This is a genomic window from Roseateles sp. P1_C6, assembly GCF_056406315.1.
On record NZ_JBFUAK010000011.1, the window covers coordinates 63,139 to 83,947 of the forward strand.

Consider the following 20,809-nt stretch of genomic DNA (forward strand, 5'->3'; position numbering starts at 1 on the left):
CCATGGCTCAAGCCATGCCTGCGCTTTGCACCTTGATGCGCTTGGCCGCGACGGTCTGCTCGGACGCGCCGGATCTACCCGCAGCTGCTGATGTACCGCGGCCGCTTCGCCCCCTCGCCCACCGGCCCGCTGCACGCCGGGTCGCTGGTCGCGGCGCTGGCCAGCTGGCTGGACGCCCGCGCCCACGGCGGCCAGTGGCTGGGGCGCATCGAGGACGTTGACGGCCCGCGCTGCCCGCCGGGGACAGACCAGATCATCCTGGGCCAGCTGGCCGCGCTGGGCCTGCATACCGACGAGCCGCCTGTCTGGCAGTCGCGCCGCGGCGATCTCTACCAGGCGGCGCTGGACCGGCTCATCGCCTCGGGCCACGCCTACGGCTGCGCCTGCACGCGCGCCGAGATCGCGGCCGCCGCGGGGCCAAGACCCAAGCACGGCGAGCTGATCTACCCCGGCACCTGCCGCCACGGCACGCACGGCCGGCCGGTGCGCGCCTGGCGTTTTCGCGTCGAAGGCCGCATCGACTGGCAGGATCGGCGCCTGGGTGAGCAGACGCAGGACCTCGAAGCCGAGGTCGGCGACTTCGTGCTGAAACGCGCCGACGGCCTGTGGGCCTACCAGCTCGCGGTCGTCGTCGACGATGCCGAGCAAGGCATCACCGACATCGTGCGCGGTGAGGACTTGGCGGACAACACACCGCGCCAGATGGCCCTGCAACAAGCCCTGGGCCTGCCCACGCCACGCTACCTGCACACGCCCCTGGTGCTGGCGGCGGACGGGCACAAGCTGTCCAAGCAGAACGGGGCGGCGGCACTCGATCTGGGCGACCCGGTCGCCAGGTTACGTGAGGCGGCTTCACTGCTGGGGCTGCCGCCGGAGCAGGGCCAGCAGACAACCAGCGACGTGCTGGCCGCAGCGGTAGCGCGATGGATGCTTGCCCACCGGGAACATTCGACCGTCAGGGATTGAGTCGGGATCACAACCAGGCGCCCACGGCGCGGACGCCGTCTTCAGTCCATCGGTCTATTGCTTGGCGATGATCTTCACCGTCAGCCGTTCGAACTCCATCAGCGCCTCGTCGCTGATTGGGCGAGACATCACAGCGCGACGTTCGGCGCGAAGCGCCTGCAACGAGGCCAAACTGGTACCCGTGCCGGCGGGCGGCCTGCGGGCCAGCAACTCGGCGGCGTACGCACGACTCTCCCCCGAACCGGATGCATAGCGAGCAAGCGCCTCCCTGGCACCAGGCGTTGCAGCACACCAAAGCGCCAGAAGAATGCTGCGTTGCGAGTTCGGTGATGTTTCGGAGTCAAGCCGACCGATGAGGTCATCGACGAAAAGCGTTTCCTCCATCGGGAAAAGCATGTAAATCAGCGAATAGTTCTGACCGAGTTTCAACGCGTGTTGCGGGATGAAGGCTGTGAACTCGGGGTCAGCCAAGATTCGAAACGCGGCCGCTTTGGTGTTGTGCCCCTTGCTCGCAAGCCACTGCGTGGTTGTCAGGTAGTCGGTGGGCTGAATGCCGCGAAGATCAGCACGAGGAATCGAGCGCGCAGCCAGGGCCAAGTCCTCGGAAGCGGTGGACAGCGACAGCAAGAGCTTGCTCGCGTCGTAATAGAAGAAGGTGGACATCGAGGAATCAGTCAGCAATCGACGCAGCAGTGGCAGCGCAGTCTGCGGATCGGCTTTCGCTGCGGCCCAGAAACGGTCCAGCTCAGCGGACTTAGCTTCCATCTCCTGGCCTTTGAGCGTATGCGGCTCAAAGCTGTACAGCTGCACGACGTTTGCGAGGAGCGCTGCTTCTGGTTCGGAGGCCAATGCTGTCTGGCCGACGGCTGCGGCGCTGACCATCGCAAAGGTGACAAAGCGTTGCAGCAGCGGCTTCATTGCGCCGAGGTTAGCCGATCGCATCGAGACGCCACCTCGCCGCGCACGCCAGCCCGGCGACAATCCCGCGCTTTCCCACCTCAAGGATTCCCCATGAACACCACGCCCAGCGGCCTGCAATATGAAGACAGCGTCGCCGGCGACGGCAAGCAAGCCCAAGCCGGCCAGGACGTCACCGTGCACTACACCGGCTGGCTTTGGGTCGACAACGCCAAGACGACCAAGTTCGACTCCAGCCTGGACCGCGGCGATCCGTTCGAGTTCGAGCTGGGCGCAGGCATGGTCATCAAGGGCTGGGATGAAGGCGTGCAGGGCATGAAGATCGGCGGCAAGCGCACGCTGATCATCCCCGCGGGCCTGGGCTACGGTGCGCGAGGCGCGGGCGGCGTCATCCCGCCGAACGCGACGCTGTGCTTCGAGGTCGAGCTGCTGGGCGTGGCTGGCGGCCCGGAGCATGTCGAGCTGAACCTGCACACGACGTCCAGCGGCCTGCAGTACGAGGACCGCGTCGTGGGCGACGGCGCCGAGGCCGCCAAGGGCCAGCGCGTGTCGGTGCACTACACCGGCTGGCTCTACAAGGACGGCATGAAGGGCAAGAAGTTCGACTCCAGCAAGGACCGCGGCCAGCCGTTCAAGTTCCGATTGGGTGGCGGCGAAGTCATCCAGGGCTGGGATGAAGGCGTGCAAGGCATGAAGGTCGGCGGCACGCGCATGCTGGTGCTGCCGCCGGAGCTGGGCTATGGCGCTCACGGTGCGGGCGGCGTCATCCCGCCGAACGCGACGCTGCTGTTCGAGGTGGATCTGCTAGCCGTCTGAGGCTTTCGCCGAACCACTTTTGGGTGACGGCGGCGCTGCTGACAAGCGGCTGTCATTCGCCCATGCTGTGATCCAACGTGTCCACGCAGCCAGATCACACCATGTCGATTGACCAACGCCGCTTCCCCCGCGTCGAGTTCTTCCTCGTACCGGCCGAGCATGAGCAACTGCCGGTCTGGGTCATCAAGCCCGAGGGCCTGGCCGAAGCGCGTGGCGGCGTCGTCGTCAACCTCAGCGAGGCGGGGCTGCAAATCCTCGCCTCCGCCGAGCCGCCGCTGGACGCTCAACACTACGAGCTGCGCCTGCTGCTGGGCGAGGACGAGGGCGTGCCGCTGTTCAGTGCCTCGGTGCGCCGCGTCTGGACGCGACCGCTGAGCCGCATCGTGCAGCTGGGCGGCTTCGAGTTCGACACGGCCAACTCCGAGGCCGAGGAGTTCCTGCTCGCGCAGACCGCGCAGATCACGGCCCGCAAATGGGTACGCTGCGTGCTGGTGGAGCGGATGACGGCTCTGGCCTGAGGCCGAGGGGCGCCCAGGGGGCGTCAGTCGATGGCCGGGTACTCGCCCAGGCCGTCCGGCCACGGCGTCAGGATCTCGAAGCCGTCGGCCGTCACGGTCACCATGTGCTCCCACTGCGCCGACAGCGAGTGGTCGCGCGTGACGACCGTCCAGCCGTCGTTGAGCTCGCGAATGCCGGCGGCGCCCGCGTTGATCATGGGCTCGATCGTGAAGATCATGCCCTCCTGCAGCTTCAGGCCTTCGCCGGGGCGGCCGAAGTGGTTGACGTGCGGATCGTCGTGATAGACGTCGCCGATGCCATGGCCACCGTACTCGCGCACCACGGTGAAGCCGGCCGCATGCGCGACCTTCTGGATGGCATGGCCCACGTCGCCCAGCGTCGCGCCCGGGCGCACCTGGCGGATGCCGGCGCGCAAGGCCTCGTAGGTCGTCGTCACCAGCCGACGCGCCAGCACATTGGCCTCGCCGACGATGAACATGCGGCTGCTGTCGCCGAACCAGCCGTCCTTGGTCAGCGTCACGTCCACATTGACGATGTCGCCCTTCTTCAGCCGCTTGTCCTTGGACGGGATGCCGTGGCAGACGACGTGGTTGGGCGAAATGCAGGCCGTCTTCGGGTAACCGTGATAGCCGACGTTGGACGGAATGCACTTCAGCGTATTGACGATGTAGTCGTGGCAGAGATCGTCCAGCTCCTCGGTCGTCACACCGGGCACGACATGCGGCTTCAGCATGGCCAGCACCTCGGCGATGAGATGCCCGGCCTCACGGGCCTTGGCCACCTCGGCGGGCGTGCGCAGCTTGAGGCTCTTCATGCCCGCGCTCCCTTGGCTTTGACAGGTTGCTGAGCCCAGCCGGCCAGGCGCGCCAGGTCCAGCCCACCTTCCTGCTCGGCGCGGATCAGCAGCTGGCAGATCTCGCTGTGACTCAGCTGCGGGTGCAGCTCGGCCAGCATGCCGATGCGCATCCAGTGCTCGGCCTGGGCGTTGATGGAACGCGACAAGGCCTGGCTCGCAACGCGCAGGCTCTCGTGCATCGGGTCGGAGATTTTGACGATTCCCATGTCGCGACTATATACGATTCGTATACGAAACGTATATCACTCGGACTTGGGCACCACCACCGCTTCGTAGGCGCTGAGGAACTCGGGCGGCATGCGCTTGGGCTTGCCGCTGCTGATCTCGATGCAGACCAGCAGCCAGCGGCCGCGCACCAGCGTCACGCCGTCAATGGCGCGCCGCAGCTGGAAGCGCCGCTCCATCGTCAGCTTGCCATCGCTGGCCGTCAGCCAGGTGCCCAGCACCAGCGCTTCGCCCTCGAACGAGGGCAGCAGGTATTCGTAGTGCCCCTCGCGGATGGCCATCGCGCGGTCCAGGCGGCGATAGTCGTCCAGCGACAGGCCCAGCGCCTCGGAGTGCGCCCAGCCGGCCTGCTCGCACCACTGCACGTAGACGGCGTTGTTGGTGTGGGCCAGCCCGTCGATGTCGCTCGGCTGGGGCGTCAGCGCCAGCGTGAACGGTGACGGGTAGTCCCAGTCATTCATACACGGAGACTTCGGGCCGGCGGGCCAGCACCGCGATCGGCGGCGCCCAGCGCTCGCCGCGCGGCTTCTTGCTCGTCACCAGCGTGATCTCGCTGGGCTCGAACACCTCGACGTTGTGCGTGATCGGCGTCGTCAGCAGGTACTGAGCACGTGTCGAACGCAGAAAGTGGCCGACGAGCTGGATGTTGCGCACGTCCAGGTGGGCGAAGGGCTCGTCGATGAAGACGAAGCCGCCGGGCGTCTCGTCGTCCTTCATCAGGCCCACCAGCAGGATCAGGCTCTTCAGCACCTGCTGGCCCCCCGAGGCCTCGCCGTCGTTCAGCCCGACCTCGCCCTTGCCGTCGAAGTTGAACTTGACCTGCAGTCCCGCTTGGGCGAGCACGGTGTCGTCGTTGTCCAGGTGCGGCAGCACGGCCTCGGCGGTGACGCCGGCCAGCTCACCCAGCTCGGCGACGTTCTTCTTGTAGCGGCGCACGGTGGCGCGCATCACGTCGATGTAGCGCTCGCGGGCGTTGAAGGCGGCGATGCGGGCCAGCTCGTTGCTGGCGCGGCGGTCGCTGAGCTGGGTGTCCTGCTCGTGCACTTGCGCGGCCATGCGCGCATGGCGGTCGACGACGCTGGCGTCGACTTCCCAGTGGCCGCCTTGCAGTTCCTGGTCCACGTGATGGGCGCGGATCTCGGCTTGGCGGGCGTTTTCGAACTCGTCGCGCAGCGCGGCCAGCGCGATGGGCGTGACCCAGGACTTGGGGAACTGGCTTTTCTGCGTGCGGGACTGCCGCGATGCCGCACGCAGCGCGTCGCGCTTGGCCTCGTGCTCACGAAGGCGGCCCGAAGCCGAGCCCTCGCCGTCGCGCAGCGCGATCTGCGCGGCTTCATAAGCCTGCTCGCTGCGCGTGGAGTCGCGCACGACGCGGTCGTGCTCGGTGTCGAGCTGGCTCATGCGCGTGGATGCCTCGGCGCGCGCCTGGCGCAGCACGGGCAGGCGGGCGCGGGCTTCGGCGAACTCGTCCGACCTCTCCGAAAGCTCCTGCGCCGCCTTGTGGCCCACGGCCGCTCGCTGCACGTCCTTGAACTGGCGTTCGACCTCGGCCTGCGCCTTGGCGATGCGGCTCAGCTCGCCGTCCCAGCGGGACAGCTCGGCCTCCAGCGCGGCGCGGCGCGAGTCGACGGCCGAGGCGCCGAACTGGTGGTCACGCGGCTCGACGAAGACACTGCGGCCGCCGCGGCCGTCGCGGTAGTAGGCGTCGGTCGTGATCCATTCGCCGCCGGCCTTCGCGCCCTCTTCCGTCGACGTGACGCAGCGGATACCGCCCAGCTGGCGCACCAGCCAGGTCGGCAACGGCGCGCTGACGTTCAGCGCAGCCAGCAGCGAGCCGGCCGGCGCCTGGCCCGCGGCCTGCGTGTCGGCGACGACGTAATGGCGATAGCGCTGCTTGGCCGCAATGTCGAAGGCGCGGCCCTCGTCGCTGCGGTGCTTCAGCACGACGACCCAGCGCGACGGGCGCAATAAGCCTTCGGCGGCGGCACGCCAGGTCTCGTCGGCGATGTCGATGCTGTCGGCCACCAGGTGGTGGGCAATGCCGGCATCGTCCAGTGCGCGCTTCATCGGCGCGACCTCGGGCGGCGGCGGGGGCAGGCGCTTGCCACTCAGCTCCCCCAGGGCGGTCTGTGCACGGGCGGCCTTGTCGCTGGCGCGGGTGTAGTCGGCGCGCAGGCGCTCGCGTTCACCGGCCAGCTCCTGCATGCGCGCGGTCAGCGCGGCGGCGTCGGCCTCCACGTCGGCCAGCGCCTTCAGCTCGTCCTCACGCTTGACCAGCGCCTCGGCCGGCCGCTCGGCTTCGCGCGCCGAGTCGAACGCGGCGCGAGCTTCACGGCGTTCGCCGTCGAGTGCCTTCAATCGTTCTTTCGCAGCTTCCTGCGCCGTGAACAGGCCGTGCAGCGCCGCGCGCTTCTCGGTCAGCGCCTTCACGTCGCCCGACGCGAACAGGCGTTGGCGGTGCAGCTCGCGGGCGTCGCGGGTGATGCGCTCGCGCGCCTCGCTCCAGCGCAGCACGGGCAGCACCTCGGTGGCCAGGCGCTCGCGCTCCTGGATCTTCAGCTGGTACTGGCGGTGGCTGTTGACGCGGTTGGCCAGGTCACTGAGCTGCGCCTGCGTGTGCGCCAGCTCGGCACCGGCCTGCTCCACTTCCTTGCCCAGCTGCTGCTGGTGGCTGCGCGCCTGCTCGTAGCGGTCCAGCACCTCCTGGTCGCCGAACACCTCGAACACCAGGCGCAGCAGCTCCTTCGCACTCAGCTCGCAGAGCCGGTCGGTCTGGCCTTGTTCCAACGCCAGCACGCGGCCGATGGCGCGCGTGAGACCGGCGGCTTCCAGCCGCTTCTTCCACGCCTCGATGCCCAGCCAGTCGCGGTCACCGCGCTCGGCGAGCTGCTCGATCTCGTGCACACCGTCGAGGATCACGTAGCGGCGCACCCAGTCGCCGCCATGGCGCTCGATGCGGCAGGCCAGCGTCACCTGGTCGGCGTACAGCAGCGACGACGCGAACGGCCGGCTGCTGTTCTGGCGGCTGCGTGGCCGGTTATCGACGAGTGCGCGCAGCCAGGCCGTCTCGGCATTGGCGTGGCGAGCGTAGGTCTTGTACGTGCGGCCACCGGAGCACTCCAGGCCCAGCAGCGTGCGCATCGCGTCCAGCAGCGTGGTCTTGCCCGAGCCGTTGGGGCCGGCGATGGTGATGATGGCGCCGTCCAGCGGCAGCGTGACGCGCTGGCAGTAGTCCCAGTGCAGCAGTTCAAGCGATTGCAGGTGGAACATCAGTCGTCGATGTGTTGTTGTTCTTCTTCACGCGGCAGCGTGTGGCCGGCGCGCATGAGCACGTCGCCCAGCGCGCCGTCCAGGATGCGCGGCGCCAGCAGGTCGTAGTCGATCAGCAGGTCCAAGAGCGGCCCTTCGGCGATGTCCTCGCCACGGCGCGTGACGAAGCCGTGGCGCTCCAGCAGCTTTAGGTTGGTGTCCAACCGCAGCTTCTTGCCGAGCTGGTCGCCGAAGTCCGCCAGCAGGCTGCGGTAGCTGATCAGCGGCGCGACGCTGGCGGCCTGGGGCAGCGGCTTGTCGGCGGCGAACATCTCGCCCTGGCCCGCGTGGATGGCATCACTGCGGGCCACCTGCCGTTGCCGCTTGGGCAACACGATCAGCGACCACAGCACGACCAGCAACGCCACACCGTCGCGCGGCAGGTCCAGGTTGTTGTTCGCGGCCAGGCCCATCTCGCCGAACACGGCGCTCTCGGCCGGGCGCACCAGCGCCACGGCGATGTGGTCGGCATGCACGTTGTCCACCACCTTGAGCCCGACGGCCGCGAGGCGTTGGCCCAGCAGCGTCCACAGCTCGGTGTCGATCAGCGCGCGGCGCACCAGCGGGTGGCTGCGCGGCAGCCAGCGCCGGGCCAGCAGTTGCGCCGCCAGTTGGGCAGCGTCGTCGAGAGGTTGGCTCATGAATCGTTCGCTTCAGGAATCAGGGCGCCGCGGCTCATCCATTTGACGAACTCGTCGTCGACGGGACCTTGCTCGGCAGACCAGCGCACGCTCCACGGCTGGCGGGCCATGTCGCCGGTGGCGCCTTTCAGGTGGCGGGCCTGCGCATCGCCCAGCAGCGGCAGCAGCTGGGCGCGGTAGGCGGCGCGGGCGTAGCTGCCGCCCAGCACCGCGGGCGCCAGGTCGCGCTCACTGGCGCCAGCCGCAGCCCAGGCGGTCAGCAAGGCCTGCATCTGGTCCATGTCGGGCGGCAACTGCATGACGGCCAGTTCGCCGGTGGGCGCGGCCTGGCCTTGCGGCAGCGCGGCGACCTCGGCGGGCTTGGGTCGGTCACGCTCGAACTCGGCCTCGGCGGTGTCGACCAGGTCTTGCTGCGCGACCAGCACCGGGTGCACCGGCCGCTCCCAGGCGCCGTGAATCAGCGCAGCCAGGTCGCCCTGGCTCTGCAGCCAGCGGCGCACGTCGGTCGTCGTGATGCCGGTGGAGCCCAGCGTCACGCGCTGGCGGTCGGCCTGCTGCAGCGCACGGTTGAACTGGCTGGCCATCGCCAACAGCCGCGCCTGCGCCAGGCCCAGCTCGCGGGCCAGGCGCTCCAGGCGTGCGTCGCCGGCTGCTTCGGCCTGCGCAATGATGGCGCCCAGCGCCTCGCCGGCGCGGTCCACCAGCGTCAGCGCCTTCTCGAACCGCGTGCGCGCGCGGCGCAGCGCGAACTCGCTGCCGCTGGCAATGGCGTCGGCGAATTCGTCGTACAGCCTTGAGAGCTGCGCCAGCAAGTGCTGCAGCTGCGCCGGCTGCAGCGTGCCCAGTTGATGGGCACCGGCCACGCCGGCCAGCAGCGAGGCCAGGTCGCCGTCGGGCGCCTGCTCCTGCGTCAGCGGCTGCAGCAGGCCCACGACCTGCTGGGCCAGCGGCGTGACGGCATAGGTCTGCGCGGTCGCGTCCCAGGCCAGCAGATCGGCCTCGCGGAAGCGCTTGAGCACGCTGTCCAGCGCCTCGTCGCGCAGCACATGAAACGCCTGGTTCAGCGCCTCGCGCGTCAGCCGCGACTCGCGCAGCGCCATCAGCTCGAAGAACACCCAGAGGCGCAACCGCGTCAGCGCCGCCGAGCCCTGGAACAGCGCCCGCAGCGCCGCCTGCAGTGCATCCTGGCGCTCCAGCTGCCACCACAGCAGCGCATCGGCCGGCGCGGTGCCATCGCGGAAGTAGTCTTCCACGCGCAGGGCGTCGTCGCTCTCGGGCAGGGAAGTGGGCAGCGGTGTCGGTTGGGACATGGGGCGCGGATTATCGTCGGCGGCATTCAGCCGGTTTGAGCGATGCCGGCGGACCGCTTGAACCCCGGATCGGCGACGCCTGCCTAAGCTGTAGCCATCATGAGACAGCCCACCTTCTTCCTCTCCCACGGCGGCGGCCCCTGGCCGTTCATGGACGGCGACTACCGCCGGGCGCATGCCAAGCTGGAAGCGTCGTTGCAGGCGCTGCCGGCGACGTTGCCGGAAAAACCCAAGGCCATCCTGATGATTTCGGCGCACTGGGAGGAAGCCGCCTTCACGGTGATGACGTCGCCGGCCCCGGGCATGCTGTACGACTACGGCGGCTTCCCGGCGCACACCTACGAGGTGGTCTACCCGGCACCGGGCGACCCGGTGCTGGCCGAGCGCGTGGTGTCGCTGATCGAGGCTGCCGGCCTGCCCGCAGCGCGCGACGACAAGCGCGGCTACGACCACGGCGCGTTCTGCACGCTGGTGCCGATGTATCCGGACGCCGACGTACCGGTGGTGCAGCTGTCGCTCAAGCGCGGCTTGAGTCCGGCGGAGCACCTGGCGCTGGGCCGTGCACTCGCCCCCTTGCGGGATGAAGGCGTGTTGATCCTCGGCAGCGGCTTTAGCTTTCACAACCTGCGCCTGTACGGCGCCCAGGGCCGCGAACCGTCGGTGCAGTTTGACGGCTGGCTGCAGGCCGCCCTGCCCTCGGCCGACGGCCGCGCCGAGCGGCTGCAGGCCTGGTCGCGGGCACCGTCTGCCCGCCTGGCCCACCCCCGCGAGGAGCATCTGCTGCCGCTGATGGTCGCCGCCGGCGCCGCCGAGGGCGACGCCGCGAGCAGCAGCTATCACGAGACCGAGTTCATGGGTGGCGTCACCGCCTCCAGCTTCAGGTTCGGCTGAAGCGACGCCCTGCCGGCTGGCTCAGACCTGGTGGGCGGCGACGATGCGGCGCTCGCCAATCAGGAAGGCATCCGCCACCAGCTGGAAGGGCCGCCAGTCGACCTCGCTCCGGCCGGCCGCGCACAGATCGGCGAAACGCGCGTAGAGCCCCGGGTACTCGCCTTCCATCGCCGGACGGTCGACCACCAGTTGGCCGTCGATCTCCAGCGCGCTGCCACCGCGGGACAGGCGTGCACGGCCGGTCGTGCTGAACAGTTCGATGTCCCAGGCTTCCTCACCCTTGTGGCGGAAATCGAATTCGGCGTCGACGCTGACGCCAGCTTCGGTGCGCAGGTCCAGTCGGGCTGCGACGGGCGCCTGCTGGTTCTCGGGGAAGTCCAGCACGGCCTTGTGCACGCAAGCCTCCGCAGACATCACTTCGGTCAGGATCGACAGCGCGTTGATGCCAGGATCGAACACCCCCAGGCCACCTGCGTCCCAGAGCCATTGCTGGCCTGGGTGCCACTTGTGCACGTCTTCCTTCCAGCGGATGGTGCCGCCGGTCAGCATGGATTGGCGCGCCCAGTCGCGGGCTGCGGCCACGCCGCCGGCGAAGCGCGAATGCCAGGTCTGGAACAGCGTGCGGCCGTGCTTCGCGGCTTCGTCCTGCAGCAGCGCGATCTCGCGCGTCGTCGCTGCCGGCGGCTTCTCCAGCATGACGTGCTTGCCGGCGCGCAACCCCGCCAGCGCGGCCTTGAAATGGGCCTGCGGCGGCGTGCAGATGGAGATGGCATCCAGCTCGGGCACGGCGGCCAGCAGGGCCTCCACGCTGGTGAAGCTGGCCACGCCGTCCACGCTGGCATTGCGACTGGCCGTGGCCACCAGTTCGAAGCGCGGGTCGGCCGCGATGGCCGGAATGTGTTGGTCGCGGGCGATCTTGCCGATGCCCACCAGGCCCAATTTCAATGACATGCAGTTCTCGGGAATAGGTGCCGCGGGCGATGCACGCGGCCTTCATTGTCGGACGGGCCGGGGCCCGCCGAAGATTTCACCCGAGCGGGCCGCGGCAAAGACGCCCCGGCCCAACACACTCACGTTGATGATTGAAGTGGCGAAGCCACCCGAACGCGCTCAGCCCTGGCCAGGCCAGAGCAGCCAGTCCAGCTCCGCGGGCTTGGCCGCCGCCAGCGGCTTCAGCAGCGGCTGCTCGGCCTGCGTGACCCAGCGGGCCATCGTCAGCACGGGCAGCAGCTTGTCGACCTCCGGCCGCGGCTCGGTGGGCGTGGCGTAGGGCCAGGCGCCCAGGTTCAGCGCCGCCTTCTGGATGAAGGCGATGGACTGCCGCAGGTGCCGGTCGCGCCAGAGGTCGCTGCCTTGCGCGCGACCGTACTGGGCCAGCCGCGTGGCCGCTTCCAGGTTGAACGCGGTGTAGTGGAAGGGCCGCGTCCGCCCCAGCTCGTGCGGCATGCGGCCATCGGCCTCGATCTGCGGCGCAAAGCGCCGATCCACGACGCTGGCCAGCCGCTTGCGCGCGCCGTCCACGTCGCCGACGAACAGCAGGTAGTTCACCAACTGGGCGTCGAAGAACATGCCATGGTTGTTCTTGGCGGCGTCTTCCTCCAGCGCGATGGGGCTGGTCTGCATCCATTGCGTGAAATCGGTGAACCACTGGCGCAGTGCGGCCAGGTCGGTGTCGCTCAACGCGCCATGCGCGTTCAGCAGCAACGCAGCATCGATGACCATCCACAGGTTGCGCGTGTCGATCAGCCCCTCTGCCCGCCCTTCGACGATGCCGGGGATGCCCTGGGCGAAGCGCAGGTGCGGCTGCATGGCCGTGGCTGGCGCGAGGAACCAGTGCTTCAGCGCAGCCACGGCCTTCTCGGCATGGGCCTCCGACGCGCCGAAGTGGTGGGCCAGCGCCAGGTCCAGCACATCGCGGCCGAAGGCCTGCATGCGGTCGGCGTCCAGCGCGTCGCCGGCCACCTCGGGGTTGCGCTGGCCGTCACGGCGGATGTAGGGCAGGCCGTTAGGCGTGGCGGGGTTGGGCCACCAGTAGGGGCCCATGCTCATGTAGTCGTTGCGTGAGCCCGAGGGCGGCAGCAGCTTCTTGTCGACGACGCTGCGCAGCGGCGTCTGCAGGGCCTTGGCCGCGCGGGCGAGCAGCGCGGCATGAGCGGCGGAGAGCTGGGCATCGCCGGCAGCAAGGCGGCGACGCGTCTCGTCGAGCGCGGCGCGATGCAGCGTCAACAACGGCGCCTCAACGGGCATCGCGTGGACCTGACGGGCAAGCAAGCCGAGCAGCAGGGCGCGCCGCTTCATGCGGCCTCCTGGCGCAGGCCGCTGTGCGTGTCGAAGAAGTGCAGTCGGTCACGCTGGGCCGACACGCTGACGCGGTCGCCGCTGTGCAGCCCCGGCCGGTCAGCCACATTGATGACCAGCGGCCCGGTCGCGCTCTGCAGGTTGAGCTGCGACTGCGCACCCATGAACTCGACGGACTCCACCGTGCAGTCGAAGACGGCGGCGGCATCCGGTGCGCGGCCCAGTTGCAGATGCTCGGGGCGGACGCCCAGCTGCAGGCGCGTCGCGTCCAGAGACGGTGCCAGCCCCGCCGGCAGCGCGCAGAAGTTCATCGCCGGCGAGCCGATGAAGCCGGCCACGAAGCGGTTGGCCGGCCGGTCGTAGAGCTCGACCGGGCTGCCGGCCTGCTCGACGCGGCCATCGCGCAGCACGACGATGGTGTCGCCCATGGTCATCGCCTCGACCTGGTCGTGGGTCACGTAGACCGACGTCGTGCGCAGCCGCGCATGCAGCGCGCGGATCTCCTGGCGCACGGCGCTGCGCAGCGCGGCGTCGAGGTTGGACAGCGGTTCGTCGAACAGGAAGGCCGCCGGCTCACGCACCATGGCGCGCCCCATGGCCACGCGCTGGCGCTGGCCGCCCGACAGCGCTGCCGGCTTGCGCGCCATCAACGGCTCCAGGCTCAGCATGCGCGCGACCTCGTCGACGCGGCGGCGGATCTCGTCCGCCGGCCGCTTCATCAGCTTGAGACCGAAGCCCATGTTCTCGCGCACCGTCATCTGCGGGTACAGCGCGTAGCTCTGGAAGACCATGGCGATGTCGCGCGCTTTGGGCGGCTCGTGCGTCACGTCGCGGCCGGCGATGTGCAGCTGGCCGCTGGTGACCTCCTCCAGCCCCGCGATCATGCGCAGCAGCGTGGACTTGCCCGAGCCGCTGGGGCCGACGAGCACGCAGAACTCGCCGTCGGCGATGGACAGGGACACGTCACGGATGACGTCGGTCTGGGCGAAGCGTTTGCCGACGCCCTTCAATTCAATGGCAGCCACGTGACTCAGCCTTTCACGGCACCGGCCAGCAGGCCGCGGTTGAAGGATTTCTGCAGGCCCAGGTAGACGAGGATGCTGGGCAGCATGGCGATGACGCTGATGGCGATGAAGACGGCGGGCTTCATCGTCTCGTCGGCACGCACGGTGGCCAGCGCGACGGGCAGCGTGTAGAGGGCCTCGTCGTTGGTGACGAGCAGCGGCAGCAGGTACTGGTCCCAGATCATGATGAAACCGAACACCGCGGCGCTGCCGAGTGCTGGCTTGCACAGCGGCAGGATGACGTGCCAGAAGATCTGCCAGTCGCTGGCGCCGTCGACACGCGCGGCCTCCTCCAGGTCGGCCGGAATCGCGCGCATGAATTCACTCAGCATGAAGATGGAAAAGCCCCAGCCGACAACCGGCAGGATCATGCCCAGGTGGGTGTCGTGCAGGCTGGCGCCCACCAGCGGCAGCTTGCCCAGCACGATGAACAGCGGAATGGCGATGACCTCGTCGGGCAGCATCATGGTCGACAGGATCAGGAAGCTGACGGCCGCCAGGCCCCGAAAGCGCTTGCGCGCCAGCGCATAGGCCGCGAAGGCGCTGACCGACAGCTGCAACACGGTGCCGAACAGCACGACGACGAGGGAGTTCAGCAGATAGCGCCAGACCTTGGCCTCCACCCAGGCGTAGCGGAAGTTCTCCAGCGTAGGCTGCTCGGGCCACCACAACAGCCGGCCCGGCGCGATGGTGACGCCGGAGAAGGCCGTCATCAGGAAGGCCCAGAACGGCCCGGCGAAGACGACCAGCACGAGGCCGTAGAGCAGTACGCGCGGCGCGAGCGACAGCAGGGGATGTTTCATCGGCGGCGGCGCCAGGCGAGGTAGACGGCGGTGAGGGCCGCGGTGAAGAGGAAGAGCAGCGTCGACGCGGCGGCAGCGAAGCCGTAGTCCAGCTCCTGGAAGCCCTGCTTGTAGATCTGCGTCATGACGACCTCGGTGCTGCCGGCGGGGCCGCCGCCGGTCGTCGCATAGACCTCGGTGAAGACGCGAAAGCCGCGGATGAAGCCCAGCGTGCAGATGACGGTGATGGCCGGCGCGAGGCCCGGCAGCGTCACGGCCGTGAAGCGCTGCCAGGCGTTGGCGCCGTCGACGGCGGCCGCGTCGTACAACTCGCTGTTGATGCCGGCCAGGCCGGCCACGAAGATGACGGTGTCGTAAGGCACATGCTTCCAGACATGCATGCCCATCAGCGCGGCCAGCGCCTGCGACGGGTCGGCCCAGAAACCTTGCGGGCCTATGCCGACGAGGCCCAGCCCCGCGTTGATGAGGCCGTCCGGCGTGGGCGCGTAGAGGATGCGCCAGACCTCGGCGGCCACGGCGGCGCTGGTCACCGCGGGCAGGAACATCGCCGTGCGGATGAAGCGCATGTGCCGCGCCGTGCCCTGCAAGGCCTGGGCCAGCAGCAGCGCGATGGAGGCCGACAGCAGCACGGTGACGAAGACGTAGAGCAGCGTCCGGCCGGCGGCGTCGCGCAGCGCCGCATCGGTCAGCGCGCGCTCGAAGTTATGCCAGCCGACAAACGTGTCCGTGCCGCCGAAGCCGACTTTGTGAAAGCTCATCACCAGGCCCTTGGCCATGGGGATGAACTTGAACCAGGTGAAGACCAGCAGCGCCGGCGCCAAGAAGAGCCAGGGCGTGAAACGGGAGAAGTTGCGGCGCGGTGTCATTGCGCCTCCTGGCGGGCAAGTTCGGCATTGACGCGGACGTTCAACGCGCGCAGCTCCCCGGGGATGTCCTGGCTGCAGCGGGCCAGGATGGCATTGAAACCGTCGGCCGCCAGCTGCTGCAGCCGCGACCAGTTGCGCACCTGCGGCAACGGGTGGCCATGCTGCTGGTACTCCTGCGCGACCATGGCCCAGCGCGGGTCGCCATGGGCCTGGGCGGCGTCGACACGGCGGTTGACCGGCAGGCGCACGACGGGCAGGCCGCCGCTCGGCGGCTGCGTGCCGAGCGTCTGGCCCTCCGGCGAGATCAGGAACTCGATGAACTGCCTGGCCTGCCCGGGCTGGTGCGTGCTGCGCGCGATGAACGCCAGCTCGCCGCCGGCCAGGCTGGCGCGATGCCCCGTGGGGCCCGCGGGCACCGGCACGACCTCGTAGCGGTCCCGTCCCGGCTCCTTGTCGAACAGGGCGATGTGATACGGCCCCGACAGATAGATGCCGGCCTGGCCCGAGCTGAAGACCTTGTTGGTGTCCTGCGTCGTCGCGTTGATGGCATTGGGCTGCACGCTGCGGTCCTCGCAGACCAGGCGGCGGAACAGGCCCAGCGTGGCGACGGCAGCCGGCTCGTCCAGCGCGCCGCGCGGCCTGCCGTCAGGCCCGGAGCGCAGGAACTCGCCACCGGCCTGGAACAGGAAGGAACTCAGGTACCAGGCCGCATAGCCGCGCGCCGTGCCGCCAGGGAAGGCCAGGCCATAGGTGTCGCGGCGGCCGTTGCCGTCGGGGTCGCGCTCGGTGAAGGCGCGTGACAGCTGGGCCAGGTCCTCCCAGGTGCGCGGCACCGGCAGGCCGAGCTTCTCGCGCCAGTCGCGGCGGATGAAGAGCACATGCGTCTGCACCGAGATCGGCACGCCATAGGTCTTGCCGTCGGGCAGCGTGGCGGCGCGCCAGGCGCTGTCCAGCAGGTCTTGGGCACCGGCGACGCGGCTGCGGTCGATCTCGGCGGCCACGCCCATGTTGACGAGCTGACCCGCCGTGCCCAGCTCGTTGACGATGACATCGGGCATGCGCCCGCCCACGGCGGCGCGTGCCAGGCGCTGCTCGAAATCGTTCAGCGCATTGAAGTACTCGACGCGGATGCCGGTCTGCTTCGTGAAGGCGGCGGCGATGGCGTCATAGGTCTTGCGGCCGTCCTTGGAAGAGCGCGTCCACACACGCAAGGGCTCGTCGGGCGGCGCGCATTGCGCCGCCATCGGCAGCAAGGCCAATGACAACGCAATCAAAGTAAAGCGGTTAACCATTTCATCATTGTTGCCTCAGCCACCGGTCAAGTAAACAGCCAAATGTCTAGCGAAAACCCTGCCAACAAAGGCATAGGACCACCTTCCATTTTCAAAAGAGCTCACTATCATTGAGTTAAACGCTTCACTTAAATGATCAAACAACGACTCCCCACCCTCCGCGATGTGGCCGCCGCCGCCGGCGTCTCCGTGGCCACGGTCTCCAAGTTCTGCAGTGGTGGCCAGCGCTTCTCGCCAGCCGTCGAGGCCGGCATCCAGCAGGCCATCGACAGCCTCGGCTACCGCACCAACCACATGGCCCGCTCGATCGCGACGGGCCGCAGTGGCACGGTCGGTCTGGTCGTGCTGGATCTCGGCAACCCGCACTTCACCGGCATCGTCAAGGGTGCCAGCCGCGTCGCCCAGGCCAGCGACTACAGCCTGGCCTTCGTCGACACGGCCGAGAGCAAGGCGCCGGAGCGCCATCTCGTCGAGACGCTGTCGCGGCGCGTCGACGGCCTGGTCGTCAGCTCACGGCTGGCCGATGAATCCATCGAATGGCTGAACGCGCTGGGCAAGCCGGTCGTCTTCTTCGGTCGCTACGGGCACCCGGGCGTGCACAGCGTGGGCGCCGACGGTTACCTGGCCGGTCTGATGATCGGCCGCCACCTGATGACGCTGCAGCACAAGCGCGTGGCCTACGTGGGCTTCCCGTCGTCGCGCTGGAACGCGGAACGCATCCGCGGCCTCAGCGACGCGCTGGCCGAGGCCGGCCGGACGCTGCAGATGCTGGATGTGGATGCGCCCTCCCCCGAGGCCGGTGAGGCGGCGGCGTCCCGCCTGCTGCTGGGCGGCGAGCGGCCCGACGCCATCGTCACCTACAACGACCTGATCGCGCTGGGTCTGATGAACGAGGCGCGCGCGCTGGGGGTGGACCTCCCGCGCGACGTCTCCATCGCCAGCTTCGACGACATCGCCTACGGCCGCTACACCAGCCCGTCGCTGACCTCGGTGGCGATGAACAGCGAGCAGATGGGCGAGGTGGCCATGCAGCGGCTGCTGCAGCTCATCAATGACGAGCTGGAGCACCCCTTCGACGAAGTGCTCGCGCCGCGCCTGGTCGTGCGCGAGTCCACGTGCCGGCGAGCGCCATGACCGCTCGACACCAATCAGGCGGCGGCTTTGGTCGAGCCCCGCACGACGAGCCGCGGCGTCAAGTCGTGCGCCTTGGCCGGCGGCTCCTCGCCGTCGATGGTGGCCACGAGGTTGCGCATCGCCCACTCGCCCAGCAGGTCGGCATGCAGCTCGACGCTGGTCAGCGGCGGGCTCAGGAAGCGGCCGAACGGCATGTTCTCGATGCCGGCGACCGACACGTCCTGCGGCACGGCCAGGCCCAAATGGCGGGCTTCGGAAATCAGGCCCATGGCGATGAGGTCGTTGCACGTCGCGATCGCCTGCGGGCGCTTCTGGCCCAGCAGCAGGCTGGACGCCAGCCGCGCACCGTCCTCGGCGGTCGGGTTCACCACCTGGTGCACGGCCAGCTCGACGCCCGCCGCCTGCAGCGAACGCGTCATGCCCAGCAGCCGCTCGGCATTGCCGGGCTGGGCATCGCAGGCGATGTAGGCGATGTCGCGGTGGCCCAGGCTCAGCAAATAACGGCCCAGCATGGCCGCGGCCTGCTCGTCGCCGCTCGGCGCCTCGAACGGCTCGCTCGCGCGGCCCAGGTCCACGAAGGGCCGGCCGTAGCTGGCCAGCAGCTTGCGCGCGGCGGCCGGCAGCGCGGCCGCCAGCACGATGCCGTCCACCTGCATGCCGGTCACGCGGGCCAGCTCGCGCTCGGGCGACTCGCTCTGCAGCAGGTCGACGAACAGCAGGTCGTAGCCCAGCGCCGTGGCCGCGCGGCTCGCGCCCTTGATGACGGCCGCGGTGTAGGGGTTCTCCACGCCGTAGACGAGTGCCGCGATGGCGCCCGAGCGGCCCGTGACCATGCTGCGTGCCGCCAGGTTGGAGCGGTAGCCCACCTGCTCGACAGCCGCGGCGATGCGGCCTTCGACGGCGGCCGTGAAGCGCTGCTTGCCGTTGACGTACTTGGACACCGCCGCCGTCGACACCCCGGCCAGCTCGGCGACATCGCGCAGGGTGGCTGGGGACTTGGTGGAGGACACGATGGGCTTGTGGGCGGCGCTGGATTGGCGCGAATTCTCTACCAACGCCGGTGCGATCGGAGCCAGCATGCCAGCTGATCGCTACGAGCCGCCGCTCAAGGCCATGCCGCTGAACGCGTTGGTGCGCCAGCACCTGCTGCCGCAGCTGGCCCACTACTTCAAGCTGCTGGATGCCGACGGCGCGGACACGCGCTTCAACGGCGCGCCGGTGTTCGGCCAGGGCGATGTGTTCCTGCCCGGCAAGGTCGCCATCGGCCTGGCCCACCTGCTGACGCTGACGCCGCGCGACGACGCCGCCTTCGCGGGCTATCTCGCCGGCAGCCGGCGCCTGATGGCCCTCATCAGCCAGATGCCCGTCGAGAGCTGGGGCATCTACTACGCGCTGATGGCACTGAACCGGCTGCGCAAGGCCGGCCTGCTGGACTCGGCCATCGACGCCGACAGCGTGGCGCGACTGCGCGCGCGGCTGGACTGGCGCGTCTTCGTCGACGCCAAGACGCTGCGGCTGAAGGCGCTGCCCACCAACTACTACGGCGTCGCCTTCGGCATCGCGCGGCTGCGCATGCTGTTGGGGTGGGAGGACGCCAGCGCCAGCGAGGCGTTGCTGGCCAAGACGCTGGACCACTACGAGCGCTACTCCGGCGAGTTCGGCTTCTCCGACGAGACCGAGGGCGAGGGTCGCTTCGATCGCTACAGCATCCTGCTCGCCGCCGAGTTCTGCGAGCGCTTCATCGAGACCGAGCTGCCTGTCACGCCTCGGCTCAAGCGCCTGCTCGCGCAGTCCGCCAAGCTGGCGCTGCAATGCGCCAACACGGCGGGCGACGGCTTCGGCTTCGGCCGCAGCATCGGCCCCTACGGCGACACCGCCGTCGTCGAGATCCTGGCCACGGCCGCCTGCCTGGGCGTGCTGGGCGACGAGGAGCGCCGCTACGCCTACGCCCACTGCGTGCGCGCCGCAGCCAAGTACGTGGACTTCTGGTTCGACCCGGTGCTGCACTCGGTCAACCTGTGGAAGGGCGGCCGCAGCACCGACGGCTATCGCGGCCCGCATCGCATGCTGGGCGAAAACTTCTCCATCATTCACCAGCTGCTGTCCACCAGCGAGCTGTTGACCGAGGCCGGCCTGGCAGACCTGGCCCCGCCGCCGGACCTGGGCGACTGGCTGGCGCGCACGCAGCCCGGCTTCACGCTGAACTGGTTCGCCCGCGGCACCTACGACCGCGCACTGGCCGTGCGCCGCGACCGTGGCCTCGCCTTCACGCTGCCGCTCATCAACGGCGGCACGGGCCAGCACGACAACGCGCCCTACTACCCCATCCCGTTCTCGCCGCGCGTCATCGAGGGCCGGGCCGAGAGCGGCGCCGCCCACCCGCAGCTCTTGTTCAAGCTGGTGCTGGCCGACGGCAGCGTGCTGCTGCCCACGTCCTTCATCCAGGAGCTGCGCAGCTGGCAGGACGGCGACGAGCACGTGGTGAGCTATCGCCAGCCCGGCCTCAACCTCGTCGGCGCCAAGCAGCCCAGGCTGGACACGCGCGTCTCGCTGTTCACCGAGTACCGCTTCGGCCCCGGCCGCATCAGCCGCCGCGACGTGCTCACGCCCACCGCCACCGTGCAGGTCGCGTCGCTGAGCCTGGCGTTCGCCTGCTTCTCGTCGGGCGCGCGGCCCGAGGGCTCGGCCGTCGACTTCGACGCCGGCACCGTCACTCGCTTCGAGGCCGAAGGCTTCGAGCGCCTGGCCATCCAGGAGCCGGCCGCCGACGCGCTGCGCCCGCTGACCAGCGGCCCGGCCCGCACGCACCTTCAGTTCTCGGGCACGGCCACGCAGATGGCCGCCCCGCTTTCCCTCCGGTGGACGCTGAGCTACCGGTAGACCACCCACGCCAATCAATAA

General features: G+C 69.3%; 20 protein-coding genes and 1 pseudogene. 7 read left to right on the forward strand and 14 right to left on the reverse strand.

Annotation, left to right across the window (positions count from 1 at the left end; all coding sequences use genetic code 11):
- Window positions 1-90 precede the first annotated feature (90 nt).
- The gene (gene gluQRS / locus AC1D29_RS22990) at window positions 91-966 is read left to right on the forward strand and encodes a tRNA glutamyl-Q(34) synthetase GluQRS (protein ID WP_477901815.1); all 876 of its coding nucleotides are present in this window, start codon (window positions 91-93) and stop codon (window positions 964-966) included.
- A 54-nt stretch (window positions 967-1,020) separates the two neighbouring features.
- Here the strand turns inward: gluQRS and AC1D29_RS22995 are convergent, their stop codons facing one another.
- Window positions 1,021-1,884: a hypothetical protein gene (locus AC1D29_RS22995; RefSeq protein WP_477901817.1), complete on the reverse strand. Its 864-nt coding sequence runs from the start codon at window positions 1,882-1,884 to the stop codon at window positions 1,021-1,023.
- Between the two features lie 93 nt (window positions 1,885-1,977).
- On the opposite strand from AC1D29_RS22995, the pseudogene AC1D29_RS23000 reads away from it, so the two are divergent.
- The 3 genes and pseudogenes from AC1D29_RS23000 to AC1D29_RS23010 all read left to right on the forward strand — a co-directional run.
- Window positions 1,978-2,322: pseudogene (locus AC1D29_RS23000) on the forward strand (FKBP-type peptidyl-prolyl cis-trans isomerase); the annotation flags it as partial.
- A 30-nt stretch (window positions 2,323-2,352) separates the two neighbouring features.
- Window positions 2,353-2,700 carry an FKBP-type peptidyl-prolyl cis-trans isomerase gene (locus tag AC1D29_RS23005; RefSeq protein ID WP_477902255.1) on the forward strand — a complete coding sequence of 116 codons (348 nt, stop codon included), beginning with the start codon at window positions 2,353-2,355 and terminating at the stop codon, window positions 2,698-2,700.
- A gap of 101 nt (window positions 2,701-2,801) precedes the next feature.
- Window positions 2,802-3,218: a PilZ domain-containing protein gene (locus AC1D29_RS23010; RefSeq protein WP_477901819.1), complete on the forward strand. Its 417-nt coding sequence runs from the start codon at window positions 2,802-2,804 to the stop codon at window positions 3,216-3,218.
- A gap of 23 nt (window positions 3,219-3,241) precedes the next feature.
- On the opposite strand, the gene map is transcribed toward AC1D29_RS23010, so the two are convergent.
- The 6 genes from map to AC1D29_RS23040 are packed head-to-tail and all read right to left on the reverse strand — an operon-like array spanning window position 3,242 to window position 9,560.
- A complete protein-coding gene (gene map / locus AC1D29_RS23015) occupies window positions 3,242-4,033 on the reverse strand; it encodes a type I methionyl aminopeptidase (RefSeq protein ID WP_477901821.1) in 792 nt (263 codons plus the stop codon).
- On the reverse strand, window positions 4,030-4,281 hold the full coding sequence (locus AC1D29_RS23020) for a ParD-like family protein (RefSeq protein WP_477901823.1): 252 nt from the start codon (window positions 4,279-4,281) through the stop codon (window positions 4,030-4,032). The genes map and AC1D29_RS23020 overlap by 4 nt, the downstream gene beginning before the upstream one ends.
- A 36-nt stretch (window positions 4,282-4,317) precedes the next feature.
- On the reverse strand, window positions 4,318-4,761 hold the full coding sequence (locus AC1D29_RS23025; RefSeq protein WP_477901825.1) for an acyl-CoA thioesterase: 444 nt from the start codon (window positions 4,759-4,761) through the stop codon (window positions 4,318-4,320).
- Entirely contained in the window at window positions 4,754-7,570 is a 2,817-nt protein-coding gene (locus AC1D29_RS23030) for an ATP-binding protein (protein WP_477901827.1), read from the reverse strand. Before AC1D29_RS23030 ends, AC1D29_RS23025 begins: the two co-directional genes overlap by 8 nt.
- Window positions 7,570-8,250: a hypothetical protein gene (locus tag AC1D29_RS23035; protein ID WP_477901829.1), complete on the reverse strand. Its 681-nt coding sequence runs from the start codon at window positions 8,248-8,250 to the stop codon at window positions 7,570-7,572. The genes AC1D29_RS23030 and AC1D29_RS23035 overlap by 1 nt, the downstream gene beginning before the upstream one ends.
- Window positions 8,247-9,560, reverse strand: a complete 1,314-nt coding sequence (locus AC1D29_RS23040; RefSeq protein ID WP_477901831.1) for a hypothetical protein — start codon at window positions 9,558-9,560, stop codon at window positions 8,247-8,249. The genes AC1D29_RS23035 and AC1D29_RS23040 overlap by 4 nt, the downstream gene beginning before the upstream one ends.
- Window positions 9,561-9,659: 99 nt before the next feature.
- On the opposite strand from AC1D29_RS23040, the gene AC1D29_RS23045 reads away from it, so the two are divergent.
- A complete protein-coding gene (locus tag AC1D29_RS23045; protein ID WP_477901833.1) occupies window positions 9,660-10,451 on the forward strand; it encodes a DODA-type extradiol aromatic ring-opening family dioxygenase in 792 nt (263 codons plus the stop codon).
- A gap of 21 nt (window positions 10,452-10,472) precedes the next feature.
- Here AC1D29_RS23045 and AC1D29_RS23050 read toward each other — a convergent pair whose 3' ends face one another.
- The 6 genes from AC1D29_RS23050 to AC1D29_RS23075 all read right to left on the reverse strand — a co-directional run bounded on the left by AC1D29_RS23050 (window position 10,473) and on the right by AC1D29_RS23075 (window position 16,774).
- Window positions 10,473-11,402, reverse strand: coding sequence for a Gfo/Idh/MocA family protein (locus tag AC1D29_RS23050; protein ID WP_477901835.1), 930 nt, complete (start codon window positions 11,400-11,402; stop codon window positions 10,473-10,475).
- A gap of 159 nt (window positions 11,403-11,561) precedes the next feature.
- Window positions 11,562-12,749: an alginate lyase family protein gene (locus AC1D29_RS23055; protein WP_477901837.1), complete on the reverse strand. Its 1,188-nt coding sequence runs from the start codon at window positions 12,747-12,749 to the stop codon at window positions 11,562-11,564.
- Window positions 12,746-13,774 carry an ABC transporter ATP-binding protein gene (locus tag AC1D29_RS23060; protein WP_477901839.1) on the reverse strand — a complete coding sequence of 343 codons (1,029 nt, stop codon included), beginning with the start codon at window positions 13,772-13,774 and terminating at the stop codon, window positions 12,746-12,748. Before AC1D29_RS23060 ends, AC1D29_RS23055 begins: the two co-directional genes overlap by 4 nt.
- 5 nt (window positions 13,775-13,779) lie before the next feature.
- Window positions 13,780-14,616 carry a carbohydrate ABC transporter permease gene (locus tag AC1D29_RS23065; RefSeq protein WP_477901841.1) on the reverse strand — a complete coding sequence of 279 codons (837 nt, stop codon included), beginning with the start codon at window positions 14,614-14,616 and terminating at the stop codon, window positions 13,780-13,782.
- Window positions 14,613-15,482, reverse strand: a complete 870-nt coding sequence (locus AC1D29_RS23070; protein ID WP_477901843.1) for a carbohydrate ABC transporter permease — start codon at window positions 15,480-15,482, stop codon at window positions 14,613-14,615. Before AC1D29_RS23070 ends, AC1D29_RS23065 begins: the two co-directional genes overlap by 4 nt.
- The gene (locus AC1D29_RS23075) at window positions 15,479-16,774 is read right to left on the reverse strand and encodes an ABC transporter substrate-binding protein (RefSeq protein WP_477901845.1); all 1,296 of its coding nucleotides are present in this window, start codon (window positions 16,772-16,774) and stop codon (window positions 15,479-15,481) included. The genes AC1D29_RS23070 and AC1D29_RS23075 overlap by 4 nt, the downstream gene beginning before the upstream one ends.
- Window positions 16,775-16,906: 132 nt before the next feature.
- On the opposite strand from AC1D29_RS23075, the gene AC1D29_RS23080 reads away from it, so the two are divergent.
- Window positions 16,907-17,908, forward strand: a complete 1,002-nt coding sequence (locus AC1D29_RS23080; protein ID WP_477901847.1) for a LacI family DNA-binding transcriptional regulator — start codon at window positions 16,907-16,909, stop codon at window positions 17,906-17,908.
- A gap of 14 nt (window positions 17,909-17,922) precedes the next feature.
- Here AC1D29_RS23080 and AC1D29_RS23085 read toward each other — a convergent pair whose 3' ends face one another.
- Complete coding sequence (locus AC1D29_RS23085; RefSeq protein ID WP_477901849.1) at window positions 17,923-18,987, reverse strand: LacI family DNA-binding transcriptional regulator; 1,065 nt, start codon at window positions 18,985-18,987, stop codon at window positions 17,923-17,925.
- Here AC1D29_RS23085 and AC1D29_RS23090 point away from each other — a divergent pair.
- Window positions 18,986-20,788, forward strand: a complete 1,803-nt coding sequence (locus AC1D29_RS23090) for a hypothetical protein (RefSeq protein WP_477901851.1) — start codon at window positions 18,986-18,988, stop codon at window positions 20,786-20,788. The genes AC1D29_RS23085 and AC1D29_RS23090 overlap by 2 nt on opposite strands.
- Window positions 20,789-20,809: the final 21 nt, after the last annotated feature.